Origin of the sequence: Streptomyces sp. Z26, from assembly GCF_003665095.1 — a bacterium.
Taxonomy (GTDB): domain Bacteria; phylum Actinomycetota; class Actinomycetes; order Streptomycetales; family Streptomycetaceae; genus Streptomyces; species Streptomyces phytohabitans.
The window spans coordinates 5,162,646-5,184,134 of the sequence record NZ_RCHV01000002.1 but is presented as its reverse complement, the minus strand read 5'-3'; the positions used below and the strand labels follow the sequence as shown (position 1 = coordinate 5,184,134).

Annotated in this window: 12 protein-coding genes; 3 read left to right on the top strand and 9 right to left on the bottom strand. The window is 73.8% G+C overall.

All coding sequences use genetic code 11. The features are described from left to right. Positions 1-3 precede the first annotated feature (3 nt). The 4 genes from D7M15_RS28270 to eccB all read right to left on the bottom strand — a co-directional run bounded on the left by D7M15_RS28270 (position 4) and on the right by eccB (position 5,196). Positions 4-1,623 carry a WXG100 family type VII secretion target gene (locus D7M15_RS28270; protein WP_127201784.1) on the bottom strand — a complete coding sequence of 540 codons (1,620 nt, stop codon included), beginning with the start codon at positions 1,621-1,623 and terminating at the stop codon, positions 4-6. 16 nt (positions 1,624-1,639) lie between these two features. Continuing rightward, positions 1,640-2,113, bottom strand: a complete 474-nt coding sequence (locus tag D7M15_RS22610) for a hypothetical protein (RefSeq protein ID WP_206337408.1) — start codon at positions 2,111-2,113, stop codon at positions 1,640-1,642. Between the two features lie 294 nt (positions 2,114-2,407). Further along, complete coding sequence (mycP, locus tag D7M15_RS22605; protein WP_121519169.1) at positions 2,408-3,673, bottom strand: type VII secretion-associated serine protease mycosin; 1,266 nt, start codon at positions 3,671-3,673, stop codon at positions 2,408-2,410. Further along, positions 3,673-5,196, bottom strand: coding sequence for a type VII secretion protein EccB (gene eccB / locus D7M15_RS22600; protein ID WP_121519168.1), 1,524 nt, complete (start codon positions 5,194-5,196; stop codon positions 3,673-3,675). Before eccB ends, mycP begins: the two co-directional genes overlap by 1 nt. A gap of 182 nt (positions 5,197-5,378) precedes the next feature. Here eccB and eccE point away from each other — a divergent pair, with 182 nt between their 5' ends. The 3 genes from eccE (at position 5,379) to D7M15_RS22585 (ending at position 10,727) form a co-directional block, all read left to right on the top strand. Next, positions 5,379-6,707, top strand: a complete 1,329-nt coding sequence (gene eccE, locus D7M15_RS22595; protein ID WP_121519167.1) for a type VII secretion protein EccE — start codon at positions 5,379-5,381, stop codon at positions 6,705-6,707. Next, on the top strand, positions 6,707-7,417 hold the full coding sequence (locus D7M15_RS22590; RefSeq protein ID WP_121519166.1) for a hypothetical protein: 711 nt from the start codon (positions 6,707-6,709) through the stop codon (positions 7,415-7,417). Before eccE ends, D7M15_RS22590 begins: the two co-directional genes overlap by 1 nt. Before the next feature lie 487 nt (positions 7,418-7,904). Next, positions 7,905-10,727, top strand: coding sequence for an SCO5717 family growth-regulating ATPase (locus tag D7M15_RS22585; RefSeq protein WP_121519165.1), 2,823 nt, complete (start codon positions 7,905-7,907; stop codon positions 10,725-10,727). Between the two features lie 136 nt (positions 10,728-10,863). On the opposite strand, the gene D7M15_RS22580 is transcribed toward D7M15_RS22585, so the two are convergent. The 5 genes from D7M15_RS22580 to D7M15_RS22560 form a co-directional block, all read right to left on the bottom strand. Then, positions 10,864-12,393 carry an ABC transporter substrate-binding protein gene (locus D7M15_RS22580; protein WP_121519164.1) on the bottom strand — a complete coding sequence of 510 codons (1,530 nt, stop codon included), beginning with the start codon at positions 12,391-12,393 and terminating at the stop codon, positions 10,864-10,866. Next, the gene (locus D7M15_RS22575) at positions 12,384-14,444 is read right to left on the bottom strand and encodes an ATP-binding protein (protein ID WP_240649429.1); all 2,061 of its coding nucleotides are present in this window, start codon (positions 14,442-14,444) and stop codon (positions 12,384-12,386) included. Before D7M15_RS22575 ends, D7M15_RS22580 begins: the two co-directional genes overlap by 10 nt. A 183-nt stretch (positions 14,445-14,627) precedes the next feature. Continuing rightward, complete coding sequence (locus D7M15_RS22570) at positions 14,628-16,169, bottom strand: hypothetical protein (RefSeq protein ID WP_240649428.1); 1,542 nt, start codon at positions 16,167-16,169, stop codon at positions 14,628-14,630. A 129-nt stretch (positions 16,170-16,298) separates the two neighbouring features. Continuing rightward, positions 16,299-17,264: a bifunctional riboflavin kinase/FAD synthetase gene (locus tag D7M15_RS22565; protein WP_121519162.1), complete on the bottom strand. Its 966-nt coding sequence runs from the start codon at positions 17,262-17,264 to the stop codon at positions 16,299-16,301. A 171-nt stretch (positions 17,265-17,435) separates the two neighbouring features. Beyond that, positions 17,436-21,122, bottom strand: coding sequence for a trypsin-like peptidase domain-containing protein (locus tag D7M15_RS22560; protein ID WP_121519161.1), 3,687 nt, complete (start codon positions 21,120-21,122; stop codon positions 17,436-17,438). Positions 21,123-21,489 lie beyond the last annotated feature (367 nt).

The following is a 21,489-nucleotide window of genomic DNA, read 5'->3' as shown; positions in this document are numbered from 1 at the left end:
GGACTATTCGACTACGGGCGGAGCACTGTCGCGCCGCCCAGTGGTCCAGGCCTCTGTGTCTTCGACCAAGTAGTCCGGGCGACGAGAGTCCTCGCGTTTGGGACCACTCGGGATCTGGCTGCGTGGCGCCGCCCCAATGGCATTACGACTATCCGCCCCAGTGCGACGTACCAGGCCGGTTCCGCCAGGAGTGAATGTCTGGCCCCCTTGGCCGCTCACGGACGAACGAGGGCTGCCCACGATGCCACCTGGCGTTGAAGTCAGCCTGCGGCCCGAATGAGCGGCGCCCGGAGTACTGGCGTTCCCCCCTCCGGGGATCATGGGGCTTCTCCCCATCGGTGCTCGTCCAGTTGTTTCGTTGCCTACAACTGTTCCACTTGGGAACCGGGATGAGCCTGCCGTCTGCCCCGTACGGGAGATGGGCTGACCACCAACGATCCCATTCCGACCGGAGGGTTGTGGTGTCGTTGGCGTGACAGGACGTCCGATTGGTCCCGTGGCGGCCGTAGGCGCACGCCCCAGCGGCCCTGCCGAGTCCGGGCGTCCCGGAGGCGCCATTGGTCGGGGACTTCCCGTAACGCTAGGCGGCTTCGGCCCTGTATGGCGTACTGGCGCAGCATTTATCAAGGGGCCGGCAGTAGGCATGGAGTGAGGACCCGCCGGGCCGTTGGGGCCGACCGGACGCGTCGTCGCTTCTCCAACTGTGGGAGCTGACGGCGCCTCCACACTGTCGATCTCGGTGCCCACGTGTTGGTCATGCACAATGGGCGAAGCGACGTTACCCAGGCCTGCGGAAGCCGCCCCTACCTCATGGCCCCCACCTCCAGAGAAGCTTTCCGCTCCCCGTGGTTCGCTGGCAGAGGAAGCTACTCCCTGCCTTGCGGAAGACTGATCCGACCACCCGGCTTCAAGGCCGAAGCGCGAGCCTTTACCGGATGGCTTCGGTACGGGAATCGTCGTCGGCATCGGCTTGAACATCGGTTCCTCAGCCGCGTACATCGTGTCGTGTGACACCTGGTAGTACGAACTGAGCTTGTCCATCTGGATGATGGCTTCTTGCCGTACGGACTCGCGCTTCGCAGCGTCGACCTTCTCCGCTTTCACGAAGTCGGGGTTCGACTTGACGCGAGCCGGGGACTTGATGTCCGCCACCTTAGGGCCGACGCCACCGTCGTCCCGGGGCGGCATCGCGCTCCGGACCTCCGTGAGGCCGATGCCTGCCGCCTTGATCTGAACGCCGGCAGAGCCGGTGAACGTGCCCAGCTTCTTCGTGTTCTTCGCGAGGTCGCCACCCCACTTGCGGAACGCCTCGCCCGCCTCGCCCTCCCATGGCACACCCTCGATGTGCTTGGCGAGGTCGATACCGACCTGTTCGATCTTCTCGGCCGCCTGGTAGAGCGCGTTACCGACGGCCTCCATGTCATCCGGCTTGGCGTTGTCGACCAAGTCGACCAAGTCGTTCAAGTCGAAGCCGTCAAACGACGTCTTGTTGAACGCCGTCTCCTTGTTGTCGCCGAAGCTCTGCTGCCCGAAGAACGGCGCGACCATTCTCCGGAGGTCCGTGAAGAGAAGCTGCCGCTCGGCGAGCGCGTCCTGCGGCGGCGGATTGTCGTTGTCGCCCATACGGGTCCCTCCCCCGTCAGTCGAAGTCACCGGTGCTGTCGTCGGTGCGCTGCTCATCGCCCTTGCCCAGGCGCTGAGCTTCCTCACGCTCGCGCTTGTCGTGGCGTTCCCGCTGGCCTTGGTAACGCTCTTGGGCGCGCGACTGGATCTGCCAGAAGCGGCGTCTGACGTCCTCCTCCAGGCCGTCGAAGCCGTTCTTCGCGCCCATCACCGCGATGCCCATCGCCTCGATCTGGTCGCTGAGCGTCTGCGAGAGCGTGGTGAGGAGGGTGTGGACACGGTTGTACTGGCCGTAGAGCGCGTCAGCTTCGGCGAACTGGCCCCCGAACGAGCTGCGGGGCACCTCCTGGTCGGCGATCCTGCCCCGCGACGCGGGCGACTTCTCCAGCTCCGTGAGGATGTCGTCGACCCTCTTCTTGAACGACTGCAGGTCCTTCGCCTCGACCTGTAGGTCCTTGGTCGGAACTCCCCCGTACATCGGCGCCCTCATCAGGCTTCCCCTCCACCCCGTGACGGCAGTCGCGATCCTCGCGACAACCGCAGACACTCTAGCCATTCACGTCCGCTGTTCCAACTGCAAATCAGCAGAGGTGACTTGGACCACGGGGCGCGCTCCCCCCGGTGGTCGGCCGGTCTCCGGCGGGTGGTCAACCCGCACGTGGAAACGACCGGAATTCATCCTCGCGGCTGACCGTCCGGAGGGCAACCACTCCTCCTCGCCAGCGGCCCGGCTTGTCCGGCTTTGCCGGGCCAACTGCCCCGTACCGTAAGGTTTCCGTGACTGTCACTCACGCACGGTACGGCGTCGCCAGTCACGGTGGACGCGTGATCCACCGCCGATAACAGCCACCAGTACGCCGCCGCCCACCACCGCGTACGTGCCCAGCCGTTCGTTCCGCTCCTGCGTGGTCTCACCGAGTTCGAGCTTTGCTGGAGTGGGTTTCTCGGCCTGCGTGACGCCCTCTCGAGCTTCCGGTTCCTGCACCGGCTGGTCGTCCTCGGTGAGCGCGCGTACGGGGTCGACGATGCCCCAGCCGACGTGCCGGTCGTGTTCACCGATCGAGCGTTCCGCGGTCTGCTCGATCTGGGCGACGATCTCCCGCGCCGTCCAGCCGTCGTGCTGCGCGCGGAGCAGCGCGGCCACCCCGGCGACGTACGGGGCGGAGAAGCTGGTGCCGTTGTCGGAGCAGTGGCCGCCCCCGGGCATGGTGGAGACCATGTCGACGCCGGGCGCGGCGATGTCCACGAACTCGCCGGACTGGGAGAAGACCGCCCGCTCGTTGTTGCGGTCGGAGGAGGCGACGGCGAGGACGCCCTCGTACGAGGCGGGGTACGTGGTCTTGACGTTGCCGTCGAGTCCGTCGTTGCCGGCGGAGGCCACGACGACGATCTCCTTGGCCAGCGCCCGTTCCACAGCCAACTCCAGGGAGGAGTCCGCGTTCAGCGGCTCGTCGGTGTCCTGCGAGATGTTGATGACGTCCGCGCCCGCCTTCACGGCGAGGTCGATCGACTGGGCCATGGAGCCGACGTTGCCGCCGCCCTGCCCGTCGTTCTGCCGGATCGGGATGATGGTCGCCGCGGGGGCGATGCCGACGAAGCCGGTACGCGCGTCCGGCCGCGCGGCGATGATCCCGGCGACCTTCGTGCCGTGGCCGACGGGGTCCGACGTCCCGTTCTCCTTGCCGCGGGGCAGGCTCTCACCGTCGGCGTCCTTCTTCGGGACCTTCGACAGGACGTTCTTCCCGAGCTTGGTGTCGACCGCGTCCTTGAGCTGCGGGTGCTTGTTGTCGACGCCGGTGTCGATGACGGCGACCTTGACGCCCGCCCCCTTGGTCTCCTTCCAGAGTTCGTCCAGGAGCACACGTTGCAGCGCCCAGGGCCGCCCTTTGTACGTCTTCGCCGGCATCGTGCACTGCCCGCTGTCCGCCGCCGCGGGCGCCGCCGGGACGAGTACGCCGAGCCCGGTCAGGGGTACTAGCCCCAGGAGCACCGCGACCGTACGCGCCCGGCAGGCGTCCGTACGGGTCGTACGCCCCTTCCGCGCGCCCATCACGAGCCCTGCGGCTGACGGGCAGCGCCCGTGCTGAGCCGCGGTCCGGTGGGGAGGAACTCGGACCAGGCGACGGGCACGCTGACGGGGTCGGCGTCCTCGAAGCCGAGTCGGATCTGTGCCTTGTTGCCCTCCGTCGTCTGCTCTTCCTGCTTGGCCTTCTTGTCGGTGCCGATGCCGGAGTCATCCCCGCCGCTGTCGCTGTTGCCCTGTACCACGTAGCGCAGACCGGTGTCGGTGACGAGGAAGGTGGCTCCCGTGTTGGTCGAACTGCCCTGGAACTGCCGGTACAGCAGCCCGGTGCCGGGTGAGACGTACGCGCTGGTGGCGCCGTTGGGGAGAGCTGCGGGGTAGTCGTCGCCGACCCAGGTGCTGAGGGTGGTCCGGCCCTTGTCGTCGACGTCGCGCAGGACGTTGCAGAGAGTCTTCCGGCCGCTGCCCGCCTTGTTGACGGTCACGGCTTCCGCCTCCGGCCAGGTCAGGCTGCCGCCCCACTCCTCGTCGAGGGGGGCGATCGCGGCCGAACTCACCTCCTCCGGCTGGCCGTTCTGCCCGAGCGGCACGGCAGCCTTGCTGGTCAGGAGCAGATTCGCCATGAAGGGGGAGATCGGCCGGACCTCCCCGCGCAGGACCACGTAGTGCTGGGGCCCGTCGCCGGTCTCGGCCCTGAGCACCATGCCGACCCTGTTCACGTTCGCGTCCAGGCCGTCCGACGTTCCGGCGGGTCCGCCGATGCCGTCGATGGGCGGGAACCGGATCGGGTCACCCTTCTTGAGCGTGTCCAGCCAGTCCTTGGTGACCTTCTGGGGCTCGTCCCTGCTCTTGCCGCCGACAACGGTGAGCAGGAGGTTCGGGTCGTTCCTGATCTGGTAGCGGGTACCACTGCGGTCCACCAGGTAGAGCAGTCCGTCCGGCCCCTCCACGTACATGACCTCACCACCGGCCAGCCGGTCGCGCCCCTCGACCTTCCCCTTCTCCCGGTCGGAGAAGACGAACCCGGCCTCCTGAACGCTCCGGCCCCGCCCGTCGGGCTGGGTGCAGACGGCCCAGCGCTTCTTCTTCGACGCCTCCCCGGCGTCAGGCAGGCGGTCGGGCGCGTACGGGATGCCGATGGTGGCGCCGTGCGGGATGTCGCCGTTGTCGAGGGTCGCCTCGTCGACCTTGACGATGCCGAACTTGTCCGGGTCGACGAGGAGTCGGCCGGACGCGAGGTTCAGTACGGGGTGCAGCTGCTTCTGACCGCTGTCGCCCGTCTCCAGGACGACGTAGCGCGTCGTCGAGTCGCTGCCGATGATGACCTTCGCCCCGACCTCGTCCCAGCCCTCGGGCGCCTTGGGCTTGAACATGCCCCACGCGCCGAAGCCCGCCATGATCACCACTCCGATGACCACGCCCGGGACGACCGCGCGCAGTGGGCGCGGCGCCCCCTCCTCCGTACCGCTGGGTGTGGGCTGGAGGAACGCCGCGAGCAACCGCTTCTTCGCGAAGGTGTAGGCGTTGAGCTCGTCCCGCCGTGATGCCATGTCTGGATGCTTCTCCCCACCGGCGGTCTCCCGTGTCCCCGTCCCGCCGCTGATACCCGATTGTCGGACCGGGCACCTACTATGCCCGTAGCCGATTCTCCCCCGCTGCTCCGGTAGGGTGACCGGTCGGTCAACGCCCCTGATAACCAGGGCGAATTCGGACATGAGGGGGCTTTGCGGCGATGGTCGGTGCGACGCGCAGCCGCGGAACCGCGGCCCGTTCCACAGCTCCGGGAGCGACCGCCCCCGATGCCGTGGCGAACGTCTCCCCGGCACCGCCCCCTGCCTCGACGACGCTCCGGGCGGAGACGCGTACGAGCCGGATCGGACCGTTCCGGTTGCAACAGCTCGTGCTCGTCGAGCTGGCGCTGGCCGCCCTGGTGGTCGGCGCCGCGATCGACGAGCTGATGCTGGTGCCCGCTGGCGTGGTGGCCGTGGGGCTGGTGGTGCTGGCGCTGATGCGCAGGCGGCAGCGTTCGCTACGGGAGTGGCTGTCCACCGTGCTGGAGCTGCGGGCCCGCCAGCGGCGGGCGGCGGCGCCGCTGACCGAGCGGGTGGACCCCGGCCTGGCACCGGCTGTGGAGTGCGCGCCGGGCCTGCGGACGTACGCGTTCGTCGACCGGGACCGGCGCACCGTGGGCATGATCGGCGACGGGGGCTTCCTCACCGCCCTGCTGCGGCTGGAGCCCGGTGACACGGCGCTGCGCCCGGCGTACGGCGCCCGCGCGCTGCCGTTGGGGCTGCTGCACGACGCGCTCGAAGTGGACGGCATACGGCTGGAGTCGGTGCAGCTGGTGCAGCACACCCAGCCCGCCCCGGCGCCGCACCTGCCCGAACAGGCCGTCGCGAGACGGAGTTACGCGCCGTTGCAGGCACAGGCCGGTTCGCCCGCGCTGCGGCTGACGTGGGTGGCGCTGAAGCTCGACCCGGAGCTGTGCCGGGAGGCCGTGGAGGCGCGCGGCGGCGGGCTGGCGGGCGCGCAGCGCACCCTGCTGCGTACGGCGGACCAGCTGGCGAGCCGGGCCACGGGCGCGGGCTTCCGGGCCACGTTGCTGAACGAGGAGGAGCTGATCGCCGCCGTCGCCACCTCGACGTGCGTCAACCCGATCGCGACCGCGCGGGCCGGTCAGCCGGACACCCCGCCGACCCGGCGCACGGTGGAGTCGCAGCGGGCCTGGCGGTGCGACGACCGCTGGCACACCACGTACGGGGTGGCGCGCTGGCCGGAGTTGGGGCTCGCGGCGACACCGCTGCCGCGCCTGGTGTCGCTGCTGACCGCCATACCGGCGCTGACCACCACGTTCAGCCTCACCCTCGCGAGTGGCCTGCGCCGGGGGTCGGTGTCGATGGACGGGCACATCCGGGTCACGGGGGGCTCGGACACGGAACTGACGGCCGCGCGGCACCAGTTGGAGCGGGTCGCCAAGGACGCGAAGGTGACGCTCGTACGGCTGGACCGCGAGCAACTGCCCGGTGTGCTGGCCACGTTGCCGCTGGGGGGTGCGCGCTGATGGCGCTCGGCATCAAGCAGCTGGGACGGCTGCGGGGTCCACGCGGGTCGCGGCACGCGCTGCCCGCGGAGCAACTGGCCGCGCTGTCCGTACCGATCGGTGACGACGGCGTGGTCGTCGGCGCCGACGCGGACGGGCGCCCGCAGGTGCTCGGTCTGCACCACCCCGTGCCGTACGACGTGGTGCTGGTCGGCGGCCTGTGGACCGCGCAGACGCTGGCGCTGCGGACGGCGGGCACGGGCACGCGTGTCGCGGTGGAGACCGGACGTCCCCAGGCGTGGACCAACATGGTGCAGGCGGCGGGCGGCGGCCTCGAATGCATCACGTTGCACGACGTAGGCCGGGTCCCTCCACTGGGGGCGACGGTGGGCAGTCCGGTGCTGGTGCTGCGGGACTGCGGGGTACGGCCGCCGCGCGGCCGGGTCGCGTCGGCGCCGTGGCAGTCGGTGCTGACGCTGCTGCCGTACCTGAGCCCGGTGGCACCGCGACTGCTGCGCGGGGCCGCGCTGGTCGGGGTGCAGCGGGTGTCGCCGGACGAGGCACGGCAGATCGGCCGGATCATGTCGCTGCCGGCGGTGGACGAGGAGGCGTTGTCCACGCTGGGTGACGGGGTGACCCTGTGGTGCACGCGGCGTGACCGCAGCTACTCGTTGACGCAGCCCACCGACGCCGAATCCGGCCTGCTGGGCGTTCCGCGGCGCGTCGACTGAGCCCTGTCCCGCCTGAGCGCCGCCCCCGGCTGAGCCCTGTCCCGGTGGACGAGTGAGCGCTGTCCCGGTGGACGGGGTGTCCGCGGGCGGTGTGCCGGTGGACGGCGTCCTTCCGGCCGGGCAGACCCTAGGTGTCTGTCCAGTTCTGCGGGGCGTCGGGCCCACCATGACCGCGATCGAGGGTGGTGGGCGCCGCCCGTCGGGCTCCCGTCATGGCTGCGGGGAGGCCCTGGCAACTACCATGCCGGTGTGCGCACGGCGCCGCGCGGGCGGAGGCGGGTCGGGGGACCTCCCCGGGTGCGGGGGCACGGTGGCCGGGGACCGGCTCACCGTTTTCCACAGGGCTGGATTCCCGTGGTGAAGTACCGCATCGTGGCGGCGTGTTCCGGGGGCTGGACGGCTGACCGCGTCCTGCGTAGGGGTGATTAGGCTGGGAGAGTACGCCCAGCCCTGACCGGGGTGTACGACCACAGCAGCAGGAGGCACTGTGAGCAGCGATCGGGACGAGATCCGCGTCGGCGGGAGCACACCCGACACCGATCGGCTCGATGCGGACCCGGAGTCCGAGCACGATACGGAGTCGACGGGCCAGTTCACCATCGACTACACGCCTCCGGCCTGGTACACGCAGGAAGCGGAATCCTCCGCGTCCGAGGCTGACGCCGCGTCCGAGGACGACGTGGACAGCACGCCTTCCGTGCCGTCGGCCGCCGTGGACGAGGAGCCGTCCCCGGGTGAGGGTTCCGCGCCCGTGGGCGCGTCCTCGCCGCTGGAGGAGAAGGCCCCGGCCGGGACGGACGGTTCGGGCGATGCGGACGCCACGGATGTCTCCGACGTGGAGTCGGCGGCTTCGGCGAGTGTGTCGGCGACCCCGGAGGCGGCAGCCACGGGTGCGGCCGACACGGTGGCCCCGGACGCCGACGGCACCCCCGTCGCGGACGAGGCACCCGCGGACGGCGGGGCGGAGGAGCCGGTGGGCGTCGCTCAGTCGGTCGGCACGCCGGTCGGCGGCGGCCGCAGCACCGAGACGATGCGCTTCTCCTCGGCGGCCCTGCGTCGCGAGATCGCCCGCTTCAAGAACGGCGACGAGCCGCACGGCCTGGACGGTTCGAGCGACGCCGAGGCGGCCGGAACGCCCGGGAGCGCTGACGCCGGGCGACCGACGGACGCGTCCAGTTCGCTGACGATGGACTTCAACGCCGCGTCGGTCGACGCGGAGCCGCAGGACGCCGTCCCCCAGGACGCGGTGCCCCAGGACGCCGTTCCCCAAGATGCCGTGCCGCAGGACGCCGTTCCGCGTGGCGCCGAGCCGTGGGACGCGATACCGCGCGACGCCGAGCCGCAGGACGCCGTACCGCCCGGCTACGGCACCAACCCGCCGCAGCCCTGGGACGCGCCTCCGCCGCACGCCGCTCCGGGCGGACTCCCCCCGCTCCCACCGGACTTCCAGCCCGCGCATCCGGCCGCTGGGGCCGACGGCCAGCCCGTGCCGCCCCCGCCCGGCACACCGTGGCACCCCGCGCAGGACGCCGTGCCGGGAGCCCCGGCACCGGCTCCCGGCGTGCCGGGGCAGTACCCGGGGCCCTACCCGGGCCAGTTCGCGCCGCCTGTGCCGCCGCCGGGGCAGCACCCCGCGCCGCAGGGCGCCCAGGGCGCGCCGTACTACCAGCCGGGCGTGCCCGTCCCGCTCCCCCCGAACGCCTACGGGCCGGGGGCCCACCCGCCGCAGGGGCCCGTGCCCCCGGCCGGTTACGGCTATCCGCAGCCTCCCGGTCCGGGCCAGCCGACCGGTACGGCCGAGGCCCCGTCGCAGGGGGTGCCCGGCGGCTACGGCTACCCGCCGATGCCGCCCCCGCCGCCCCCGGGACCGGCCCCGAGCCAGAGTCAGAGCCACAGCCAGGGGCAGAGCCACGGCCACGGCCAGCCGGTGTCCCAGGGCCCGCAGATCGCCGCGGGCGGTGCCGCCGCCCTCGGGCAGCAGCACCAGCCGTCCGCGGCGGCGCCACCGGCCCAGCCGCCGCAACCGCAGGGCGCTCCCGGCCACGCGCCACCGCCGGTGCCGCCCCCCGTGCCGCAGCACGAGCAGCACCAGCACCAGCACCGCGTCCAGGGGCAGGACCAGACGGCGTCGCCCTCACCGCAGCAGCCGCCGCTGCCCCAGCAGCAACCGCCGCAGGCCCCTCCTCAACAGGAGCAGGACCCGCGTCGGCAGGCGGCGGGCGCCGGTTCACCCCTCGGCTACACGGCCTCGGTCGAGCTGTCCTCGGACCGCCTCGTCAACCCCAAGAAGCGGGGGCGCTCGCAGAACCCGGCACGCGCCGCCCTCTTCCGGTTCGCGGGCAAGCGGGACGACGCGGAGCGGCAGCGGAAGCTGGACCTGATCCGTACGCCGGTGCTGTCCTGCTACCGCATCGCGGTGATCAGCCTCAAGGGCGGCGTGGGCAAGACCACGACCACGACCGCGCTCGGCGCCACGCTGGCGACCGAGCGCCAGGACAAGGTCATCGCCATCGACGCGAACCCGGACGCGGGTACGCTCGGGCGCCGCGTCCGGCGTGAGACGGGCGCCACGATCCGCGACCTCGTCACGGCGATCCCGTACCTCAACAGCTACATGGACATCCGCCGCTTCACCTCGCAGGCCCCGTCGGGCCTGGAGATCCTGGCGAACGACGTGGACCCGGCCGTCTCGACGACGTTCAACGACGACGACTACCGCCGCGTCATCGACGTCCTCGGCAAGCAGTACCCGATCATCCTCACCGACTCGGGCACGGGCCTGCTGTACTCGGCGATGCGCGGGGTGCTGGACCTCGCGCACCAGTTGATCATCATCTCCACCCCCTCGGTCGACGGCGCCAGCAGCGCCAGCACCACGCTCGACTGGCTGTCCGCGCACGGCTACGGCGATCTCGTGCAGCGCAGCATCACCGTGATCTCCGGGGTGCGCGAGACCGGCAAGATGATCAAGGTCGAGGACATCGTCGCCCACTTCGAGACGCGCTGCCGCGGCGTGGTGACGATCCCGTTCGACGAACACCTGTCGGCGGGCGCCGAGTTGGACCTGGAGATGATGCGCTCCAAGACCCGCGAGGCGTACTTCAACCTGTCCGCCATGATCGCGGAGGATTTCGCCCGCGTGCAGCAGGAGCAGGGCCTGTGGACGGCGGACGGCAACCCGCCGCCGCAGTTGGCACCCCCGCTCCCCGGCCAGCCCCTCCCGGGCCAGCCGTACGGGCAGGGCCAACCGTACGGTCAGTCGCCGTACGGACAGCCGCAGCAGCCCCCGCAGGGGGGCTGGCAGCGGTAGCCGGCCGACGCGACCCGCCTCGGCGGCGGGTACGGACGCCACGGATGAGGGGCGGTGCGTTTCCGCACCGCCCCTCACCGCTCGGCCCCCGCCTCGTCCGTGCCGGTCCCCTCCGGACCGGTGCCCCCGTGGCCCGTCAGGGTTTGAGCACCCGCAGGTACGCGTACTCGTCGGCCGCCCGCGGCCACAGCTCGACCAGCGGCAGCGGCTTGCCGCGCGGGTTCCCCGCGTCGTCGAAGTCGATCTGCCCGCTGACGCCGGACAGTCGGTGCTCACCGTTCAGCTGCACGAGCAGCTCCCGTACGGCGTTCTTGTTCACCTTCCCCCGCCCGTCGGAGCCCGCCGCGTCGCGGATGGCGGCCCCCAGGGCGAGTACGGCGTCGTGGCCGAGCATGGCCTGCCCGTTCAGCAGCTGGGTGTCGGCGTCACCGAACTCCTCGGCGTACGCGTCGCGGAAGGGCTCGAACGGGTTCGCGCGCGCCCCCGGGTAGATGTCGCCGCTCGCGTCGGGGTGCGCGAGGGCGGTGTACTGGACGCGGATTCCGGTGCGCTCCCACTTCCGGCGGAACCGCTCGTACGCCGAGTTGTCGTCCGCGCGCAGGTCGAAGAAGAGGCCGACGGCGTCGTCCGCCGTGTAGAGCGTGACCGGACACTCGCGGCCGGTGCCCTCGACGGCCTCGATGAGGCCCTTCATGTCCCGGCCCCGCCCGGCGAAGTAGACGGCGTCGGGCAGTTCGGCCTGGCGGCAGATCTTGTCCGCGACGGACTCCAGGGAGTTGGCGAGGGCGTCGCCGCGGGAGACGAACGGCAGGACGTCGGGGTCGAGTTCCAGCCCGGCGCGCCGTACGGCTCGGTCGAAGCCGTCGAGGAGGGAGGCGCTGTAGATGTCGTCGGCGTTCCGGTCCTTGACGACCTGGATACGGAAGCCCTTCTTCCGGCTCTGCTGGAGCCCCTTCAGGTACTTCGCCATGGCCGACGTCTGCGCCGAGTTGGGCGCGACGGCCCGGAAGAAACCCAGCTCGTCGGGGTCGCTGAGCTGGTCCGCGGTGACGGTCGAGCCGACCATGGGCACCCCGCGCTCGCGCAGCGCGTCGACGGCCCTGCGGGTCGTGTCGAGGCTCTGGCCGAAGCCCGCGACGGCGACGAGCGGGTGGTCGCCACCGGTCATGCCCGACAGCTGGTCGACGAGCGCGGACCACTGCTCGGAGCCGCGACCGGGGTTGGCGGGAAGCAGCTTGAGCTGCGGGGTGTCGCCCTGGCCGCCGCTGGGGTCGTTCACCCGCTTCTGCGCGAGGTACGCGCCCTCCAGCTCCTGCCGGATGCTCTCGCGGCCCTTGTCGCCGGGGCCGAGGGTCATCGGTTCGAGGTAGGCGACGGAGACCCACGGCTTCCCGGACTTCCCGACCCGCCGGTTCTCGGCGTGGATGCGCCGCGTCACGTCGTCGAGGGAGTCGTCGAAGGAGTACGCCCCGTCGGTCACCCCGGTGCACTCGTCGTCGGGCCCCCGCTCCCGTACGCCGTCCGCGCACCGCACGAACCACTGGTCGTACGCCTTGAGTCCGCCCGCGACCAGCGCGGCCACGACCGCCAACGCCAGTGCGACGCGCAGCTTCCAGCGCGGCGCGGGCCGCGGCACGGGCAGGACGTCGTCTCCGTTCACCACCACGGCTGCCTCCCGTACTGCTCGGACTTCCGCAGGAACACGTGCCGGTCGGCCTCGTCGTCGACCATGGCGCGCAGGGTGAGGAACTCCTCCCTGATGTCCGGGTACAGCTCGGCGTACGGGTCCCCCAGCGGGTTCCGGTACGGGTCGCCGACCCGGTCGGTGGCCTGTTCGTCGCGCGGCTCCGGCGCGATCCAACTCGCGGCCAGCAGCCGGGTGATGGCCTTCATCCGCCGGTCCCGGGGCCGTTCCGGATCGTTCAGGAAGCGCACCAGGGACTCGAACTCCCGCCGCGGCGGCCCCGGCAGCCCGCCGCCCCGCGTGCGTACGGGTGCCCTGCGCAGCCTGGCCAGCCCCCGGCACCACTCCTCCGCCGGTATCCGTCCGAAGCAGCCGTCGAGGTGCGTGGCGGCGGCCTCCAGGTGGCCGGAGGCCAGGTCGTGGTAGGCGACGGCCCAGCTCTCGTCGTCGTGTCCCGCGTCGGCGCGGGCGGAGGCGCGCAGGCTGAGCGCCGTGTGCGCGACGTCCCAGGTGTCGGAGGTGGCGTCGGCCAGGGCGAGTTCGCGCAGCAGGAGGAAGCGCAGCACGGGGTGGAGCGTCTCGTGCGGCCCGTCGCTGAGGGCGTCGCCGGTGGTCAGGTGCATGGTGCGCAGCGGGTCGCCGGAGAACCGGTCGTAGTCCGCGTGCACGGCCTCGCTGGCCTCGCGCCACAGCTCACGCGCGGCGCCCGCCTGTCCGAGGTGCACGGCCGCCGCCGCGCGGGCCAGCATCGTGCGCAGCTCGACGCTGGTGCCGGTGGGCAGCAGCCGGTCGAGCATGCCGTGCACCAGCTCGGGGGTGAACAGCCGCCGCAGCCGCTCGTCCCACGGTTCGGTGGCGGTCTGCGCGCGTAGCGCGCGCAGCACGGCGGCGGTGGCGGCGGGTTGGCCGCGGGTCAGTTCGTGCACGAGCCAGCCGAGCCACTGCGCGCCGTTGTCCGCGTCGGGCATGGCGGCGTCGTCGGGCAGCTGCGCGAGCGTCTCGTCCGCCGCCCGGTTGACCTCCCGGCGGTGCAGGTCGCGGAGCTGCCCGACCTGGAGCACGCCGTCCACGCGCACGGGCCGGAAGCGCCGGTCGCCGTCCCAGCACTCCAGGTACGTGCCGGACCGCGGCGGCCCGTACGCCTCACGCCGTACCAGCGCCTCGGGGCGGGCGGCCGCGGTGGCGAGCACCAGCAGCGGGTCGCGGCCGTCGGCCTTCTCGCGCGCCCGCAGCAGCGGTTCGAGGAACTGTCCGCCGAGGGGGCTGTCCGCGTTGTCCAGCAGGAGCAGGCAGTTGGTGGTGCGTCTACGTTGCGCGGAGCGGGACGCGTACGCCTGCTGGAGGTCGGCGACGAAGGCGTCGAAGAGGACCTGCTCGGCCCGTTCCCGCTCGGCGCTCTCGCGCTCGTTGTAGAGCATGTTGAGGTTGACGATGAAGTCGTCGGGGACTCCCCCGTCCTGGCGGCGTCTGAGGCGAGCGAGCCGCTGGCGGGAGACGAGGCCGAGGCCGCCGAGGCTCGTGGGCAGCAGGCGGAGGGCGGGCGCGATGGCGAAGCTGGGGGCGCCGAGCACGGTGGCCGCGGTCTCCGCGAACGCCTCCAGCACGGCCTGTATCCGCTCGCCGCGCTGTCCGCGCGGTGCCTCCAGCGCCTCCCGGAGCTGCTGCACGGCCCGTTCGCGGCTGGACAGGTCGACGCGCGTGGACACGGCGATGAGCAGCAGGCCGCAGGTCGGGAACGTCAGCCGGGGGAAGTCCCGCTTGTTCTCGTTGAGTTGGAAGACGAGCCGGGTCAGTACGTTGAGGGGTTTCTCGCCGTGCCGCCCGCGCGTCGCGAGGTCCACGTGCGCCACCGGCAACAGCCGTCCCCAGTCGGCGAGATGGCGCAGCAGGGTGGTCTTGCCGCTGCCGCGCGGCCCCAGCAGCAGCACGCTGACCGGCGGTTCCGCCTCGGGCGTACGGACGAGGCGCGTCCGTACGAACTCCCGTACGGCGCGGTCCCGTTCGGACTTCCCCGCCGGCTCCGTCTCCTCCACCACAGCACACCCCCCACCGTGCTCCGGAACGCGGCGGCGTGACGGGCGGTCAGCCGACGCCTGCGTTCCGTACATCCAACGGCCGGAACGCCGCCCGCACAAGGGCTTTACGGGGGTTGCCGGTCCGGTCGGCTTCCCGTTTTTCGCAGGTCAGCGGGGGCGCACGGTGGCGCGTGGAGGCATTCAGGGGCGCACGGAACGGACGTAGCGGTACGCGCCCTCGTCGCGCGGGTCCATCTCGACGAGGGCCAGCAGCTTGCCCACCGGGTTCCCGGCGTCGTCGAAGGCGATCGGCCCGGCCACGCCGCGTACGCCGCTCAACGCGTCCAGCTGGTCGAGCATCTGGAGGACCTCGCCCGGCCCGACGTGCTCCGTGCCGGTCTCCGACGCGGCGGCGCGGATCGCCCACCCCAGCGCGAGCACCGCGTCGTGCCCCTGCATCGCCTGCCCGCTGCGCAGCCCCGCCTCCCCGCCGAACCGGCGCTGCTCGAGGTAGGACCGGCGGAAGCCCGGGTACGGGTCAGCGTCGCCACCCGCGTACGCCTCGGCGGGCACCTCGGGATGGGTGAACGCGGTGTAGCGCACCTTCACCCCGCTCTCCGCCCAGCGCTCGGTGAAACCGGCGCGCGCGCCCTCGTCGTCCCGGATGCCGAAGTAGAGGCCGACGGCGCTGGAACCGCTGAGCACGGTGGTCGGGCAGCGGCGCCCGCCGGAGCCCGCCGCCTCGATGAACGCGCGCAGCTGCGGGCCGCGTCCGGCGAAGAACACCGCGTCGGGCCGTTCGCCGCGCGGGCGTTCGCAGATCTTGTCCGCGATCGAGGCGAGGGCGTTCTCCACGCCGGGGAGCGAGGAGTCGTAGCTGAGGTCCCCGCCCCGCACCTCCAGGTCGCGGCGTGCGGCGGCCGACGCGAAGCCCTCGCGCAGCGAGGCGCTGTAACTGTCGTCCCGTTTGCGGTCCTTGACGACGGCGACCCGGAACCCGGCGTCGTCGCGCTGCCGTTCGGCGAGGTAGCGCGCGGAGGCGGCGCTCTGGTCGGCGTTGGGCGAACTGACCCGGTAGAAGCCGGGCTTTGTCGCGGACGCCAGCTCGTCCGCCGCGACGGTCGCGCCCACCATCGGCACGCCCCGCTCGCGCAGCGCGGCGACGAGCGCGCCCGTGGTCTCCGTGCTCTGACCGAAGCCCGCCACGCCGACGAGCGGCCGCGACCCGTCGTCGGCCATCGCGCCGAGCTGCGCGGCCAGCTCCTCCCCGTACGCGCCGCCGGGTCCGCTGTTCGCCAGCAGCAGCCTGATCTGCGGCAGGGTGCCCCGGCCGCCCCGGCCGTGGCTGTTCAGCTCGCGCTGCGCGAGGTACGCGCCCTGGAGCGCCTGCTGTACGGCTGCCGCGCCCCGGTCGCCCGGCCCCCGGGTGAGCGGCTCGGTGTACGCGACGGAGACCCACGGCCGTCCGGACTCCGCCACCCGGCGGTTCTCGGCGGCGATCCGGGCGCTGACGTCGGCCAGTGGCCGCCCGCCGAAGACGTAGGTGCCGTCCGTCACCCCGACGCACACGCTGTCGGGTCCCCGTTCGCGCACCCCGTCGGCGCACCGCACGAACCACTCGTCGTACGCCTTGAGTCCGCCCGCCACCAGGACGCCCACGACGGCCAGGGCCACCCCGGCCCGCAGCCACCACCGGCGCGCGGCGCGCGGCGGTACGAACACGTCCGGACCCACTTCGCCCACGGCCCCCGCCCCCCGGCAGTCCCGCGCTTCGTCGTCACGGGAACGTCACCCTGCGCCCACACGGAAACACGAACTCCCGTGCCTAGCAAGGGAGTCGACGCGGTCCGCGAGCGGGGAGCCGGGCGCCGGTCAGGCTCCGGCGGCGGCCTCGTCGGCCGCCGCGACCAGGGCGCGGGCCTCGTCGACGTCCCGTGTCATCCGGCGCGTCAGCGCGTCCAGCGTGTCGAAGCGCTCCTGCCCACGGAGGTACGCGTGGAACGCGACCGCCACGTGCAGCCCGTACAGGTCGAGTCCGACGCGGTCGATCGCGTACGCCTCCACCGTCCGCTCGACGCCGTCGAACTGCGGGTTCGTACCGACGGAGATGGCCGCGGGCATCCGTTCGCCCGCCGCCGTGAGCCAGCCCGCGTAGACGCCGTCGGCGGGGACGGCGGTGTGCGGGAGCGTCTCCAGGTTCGCCGTGGGGAAGCCCAGCTCCCGGCCGCGCTGCGCGCCGCGCACCACGACGCCCTCCACCTGGTGCGGCCTGCCGAGGACCTCGGCGGCACCGGTGACGTCGCCCTCGGCGACGAGGCGGCGGGTGAGGGTGGAGGAGAAGGGTTCGCCGCCGCCCGCGGTGCCGCGCTCGTAGAGGTTGACGACGAGCACGTCGTAGTCGTACGTGCCGCCCAGCTCCGCGAGCGAGTCCACGTCGCCCGAAGCCCGGTGGCCGAAGCGGAAGTTGGGGCCCTCGACGACCGTACGCGCGTGGAGCTTGTCGACGAGCACCTTGACGACGAAGTCGGCGGGCGACAGCTGCGAGAACTCCCGCGTGAACGGCAGCACCAGCACCGCGTCCACCCCCAGCCGCTCCATCAGCGCGGCACGCAACGGGTGCGGCGCGAGCAGCGGCGGGTGGGTGCCGGGCCGTACGACCTCGCTGGGATGCGGGTCGAACGTGACCACGACCGCGGGGACGCCCAGCGCGCGGGCGCGCTCCACCGTCCTCCCGATGATCAGCTGGTGCCCGCGGTGCACCCCGTCGTACGAGCCGATGGTGACGACGCTGCGCCCCCAGCCCTCCGGGATGTCCTCCAAACCACGCCAGCGCTGCACTCTGCCCGCTCCTCGTCGAAACCGATGGGGGCCGTCCGGCCGCCGGTCCAAGGGTGCCATGGCGGCGCGCCGTCCCCGCACGTGACCCGGTGTTGGCCGCGCCACCGAGGCGACCGCGCCGACCCGCACACGGCCCGTACCGTCCGGGGCGGCCCCGCACCCCCGGTGGGCCTACGCGCCCGCCGGGGCGGGCGGCAGCGCGGGCGCGCCGGGTGCGCCCAGCGCCGCCCAGGCGCCGGGGTCCGCCGCCGACCAGGACCGCAGCCGCTCCGCGAAGCCGGGCACGTCGCGGGAGAGCGCGGCGGTACGGCGCGCGAGGAGGGCGGCGCCCCGCGGCGTACGCGCCATCAGCAGCCCGGCCCGCCGCACCTCCTCCGCCGGGGTGTCGGCGCCGTGGGCGCGTACGGTCGCGTCGAGGACGCCGTCCAGCACGACCGGGTCGCGCTCACGGCCGAGCAGGACGGTGAGCAGCTCGTCACGGAGCGGCCCGCGCCCCGCGCCGAGCACCTCGCCGAGAGGCGCCCGTACGGCGGCGTTGCGCGCCCGCGCGACCGCGTCGGCCAACGGTACGAGCACGCCACGCGCCGCCGCGCCCTGGTCCAGACGCCGCCCCACGAAGGCCGCCACCGCCTCGCCCGCGCCCCGCGGGCGCCCGTGGTCCGCGCGTTCCCGTACGAGGGCGGCGAGCCGCGCGGCGGTCCCCGGACCCGTACCGGGCCGGGCCCCCGTACGCCCGCCCGCGCCCGGCAGCTCCGCCAGCGCGCGCAGCAGCAGGGCCACACCGCCGTCCCGGGCCGCGACGCCGGACGGGCCGCGCGGACCGTCCCGCAGCGCCGCGAACACCGGCTCGGGATGGGTGGCCAGCGCCGCGCCGAACGCGCTCGCGAGCACGGGCGAGCCGGTGTCCGCGAAGTGGGCCAGCGCCTCGTCCAGGTGCCGGGCCCGGCTGGCCGGATCGCGGACGAGCAGCGCCAGCGCGGGGGCCGACGGCTGGTCGCCGGGCCGCCGCAGCAGCTCCAGCGCGGCGAGGCGCAGCAGTTCGCGGCCGGTGTCGGTGCGTACGTGGCGGGCCGTCCGCAGCCCGTACGCCGCGGCCGCCGCCCGCCGCTCCGGGCGCCGGTCGCGGGCCCAGCGCTCGACGGCGCGGCACATCGAGGCGGGCTCGTCGCGGGCGAGTTCGGCCAGCAGCTCGGCGGCGCGCGGGTGGTCCACACCGACGAGCATGTCGGCCAGGGCGTCGGTGTCCGGCCTGCGGTGGGTGTGCAGCAGCGCGAGCGCGGCGGCGGCGACCGTCGGCGCGGGCTCCCCGGACCGCGCGGGGGCGGGTACGGGTGCGGCGAGGGGGCGCTCGTCGTCGAACCAGTCGCACAGCAGCGGGCGTACGGTGTGCGGCTCGGCGGCGAGCAGCGCGCCGACGGCGTCCAGGTGCCGGCCGCCGGGGCGGGCGGCGTCGTACGGCGCGTCGGTGGGCAGCAGGCGGCGCAGCAGCCCGATCCGGTCGGCGGTGCCCAGCGGCAGCCGCCGCCAGAACCACGGCCCGAAGTCGCCCGTGCCGCCGCTCGCCGCGATGTGGTCCGCGAGCGCGGTCAGCACCCGCAGGTACGGGGTGGCGTCCGGCAGCCGGAGCAGCGTCTCACCGAGCAGGTGCGCGGCCCACCAGGCGCGTTCGGGGTCGGCGGGCGCGGTCGGCCCGTACGGCACGACCGCCCACGACGGCCCCGCGCCGTCCCGTACGCCGGAGCCACCGGGCGCGCGCGGGGCGTACGGGCCGCCGGTCGCGCCGACGGCGCGCGGTGGGGCGTCCGCGCCGGGGAGCGCGCGGACCAGCCCGAGCAGGTGGCGGGCGAGCGTCAGCGGCCCCGGGTGGTCGGCGGTCTGGAGCAGCGCCTGCACCACGGGCCCGATGCGGTGCCGTGGCACCGTCACCGGCAACGCCGCGCGCCTGTCGGCGGGACGTACCAACGACTCCAGCGCGGCGTCCAGCCCCAGGTGCCGGCCCTGGAGCCATTCGCCGAACTCCTCGTCGGCGAACCGGTACCCGTCCCCCGCCGCCGTCAGCACCCCTTCCGCCAGCACGGCCGCCGCCCAGCCGCCGCCGCGCGGGAACAGCTCCTCGAAACCCGCCCGGTCCAGCGCCCCCTCGCCCGGCCCCAGACAGCGCCGCGCCGCCTCGTGCAGCTGACCCGCGACCCGTACCGCCAGCCGCCGCACCGCCGCGGGCGCGGCACCGCCCGGTCGGGCCGTACGGCCGAGCCGTACGGCGACGCGCAGCGCCAGCAGGTCGAGGTGGACGGCGAAGACCTCGCCGCGGGACGGCGGCGGGCGCCGTCCGTGCGCGGGCGCCGCGGCGGCGGCGTCGGCCGCCGCACCGTCCCCGGCGTCGCCGCCCGGGGCCTGGGCACCGCCCGGGGCCCGGTCGTCGCCCGGCCGCTGGGCCGCGCGGATCTCCGCGAGCACGCGCACCGCGAGCGGGTGCCCCGCGTCCGCCGGGGTGAGCGCGCCGTCCGGCAGTCCGTGGTACGCCCGTACGCGCGCCGCCTGTCGGGGCGGCAGGTCACCGATCCGCAGACAGGGCGGCAGCACGGCGGCGCTGCGCCCGCGCGCGCCCACGGCGGACACGTCCGCGCCCCCGCCCGGTACGTGGAGCATCTCCGCCGGGAAGAGCGCGCCCGCCCGCTCCCAGAACTCCGGCCTGCACGCCAGCACGAGCCGCGCCCCCGCCGCCCGCAACCAGCCCGACGTGCTCAACGTCCAGCGCCGCAGGCCGTGCGCCAGCTCCGGCGGCAGCTCCTCCGGCGCGTCGAGCAGCACCACCAGGGAGCGCCCGGCGTCCCGGGCCAGCCGCGCCACGACGTCCGCGTTGACGGACCCGCCGCCCGACCGCTCCGACCCGCCCCCGGACCGTACGTCGCGGTCGGCCGCCGTCAGGGCCCGCCCCACCGCGTCCCGCACCCCGGCGTCGTCCGCCCGCAGGTCGGCGCCGCGCAGCCAGACGCTCGGCGCGGGCGCCACGCCCCGCGAGCGCCGGGCGGCGAACGCGGCCAGCTCCGTCGTACGGCCGGTGCCCGGCTCACCGACCAACGCCGTCACCGAGGCGCCGCTGTTCCCGAACGACCGCAGCTCGTCGACGACTTCGGGCCGTACGGTCGGCTTCCGCGCACCGTCCGCGATCGGCCCCGCGCAGCCCTCGGTGAGCCGCAGGGTCCCGGCCAGGTTCAGGTCCGGGCCGAAGCCGGGGACGGTGACGCCGTTCCGCGCCAGCAGGCGGGCCAGCGGGCCGCCGGGCTCCAGCGGCGCCAGCACCCGCGGCTGGACGCCGTACGCCGCGAAGCCGCCGCCCGGCGCGTGCAGCGCCGTGCCCAGCACGGCCAGCACCGCGCCCGTCTCCGCGTCGAGCACCGGCGAACCCGAGGCCCGCCTGCTCAGCCGCAGCCGGGTGGCGGCTTCGCGCGGCACGTCGAGGACGAGGACGTCGTCGAGCGGGTGGAAGCGCTCGGTCGAGGTGTACGTGGCGGGGGTGGTGCCGCTGATCCGGGCGTCCAGCCAGCCGTCCTCCCAGAGGCGTACGGGGGTGCCCTCGGGGCGGGCCCGTTCGGCTCCCGTCACGAGCGGGGTGAGGCCCAGGCCCTCCGTGTGGAGCAGCGCGAGATCCCACTCCGGCAGCGGCGTGATGTGCGCGGACTCGACGAGCCGGGTGCGTTCGCCCGGCGCGTGGACCACGACCCTGCTGAGACCGTCCACGGTCTCGTGACTGGTGACCAGCGTGCCGAGGGCGTCCGCGGCGAATCCGGTGCCGCGTTCACGTCCCGCCAGATCGCAGATGCGGACCAGCGAGGTCCGCACCGTCGCCGAAACCATCGCCGAACCTCCCCGCCCGACCGACCTCGTGCCCCGACCGTAGGGCGCGGATGATCAGCGGGAACGGCACTCGACGGAACGCGCCCCCTTTCACGCCGTCAGTTCACTCCGCGCGCCCGCTCGTCAGGGTGAAACCGCGCCGAGGAGTGGACAGAGAGACAAAGGGGGCCCAGGAGGGGGGCCGTGGGTCGGCTGCCCCGGCCCGACCGCGCGCCGCGGCAACCGCCCCACGGCGGTCCGCCTCCGCCCGCAACGCACCGCACGGCACCGCTCAGCGACACCACGTCGGACACCGCACCACGCCGGGCCACGGCCTGCCCCGTCCCGGCACGCGAACGGCCCGCACCCGCCGGGGAGTCACCCCCGG

Excerpts from the sequence above, each read along its gene's own strand:
- D7M15_RS28270 (WP_127201784.1), bottom strand. The coding sequence starts at position 1,623 with ATGGGCGACAACGACAATCCGCCGCCGCAGGACGCGCTCGCCGAGCGG.
- D7M15_RS22610 (WP_206337408.1), bottom strand. The coding sequence starts at position 2,113 with ATGAGGGCGCCGATGTACGGGGGAGTTCCGACCAAGGACCTACAGGTC.
- mycP (WP_121519169.1), bottom strand. The coding sequence starts at position 3,673 with ATGGGCGCGCGGAAGGGGCGTACGACCCGTACGGACGCCTGCCGGGCG.
- eccB (WP_121519168.1), bottom strand. The coding sequence starts at position 5,196 with ATGGCATCACGGCGGGACGAGCTCAACGCCTACACCTTCGCGAAGAAG.
- eccE (WP_121519167.1), top strand. The coding sequence starts at position 5,379 with ATGGTCGGTGCGACGCGCAGCCGCGGAACCGCGGCCCGTTCCACAGCT.
- D7M15_RS22590 (WP_121519166.1), top strand. The coding sequence starts at position 6,707 with ATGGCGCTCGGCATCAAGCAGCTGGGACGGCTGCGGGGTCCACGCGGG.
- D7M15_RS22560 (WP_121519161.1), bottom strand. The coding sequence starts at position 21,122 with ATGGTTTCGGCGACGGTGCGGACCTCGCTGGTCCGCATCTGCGATCTG.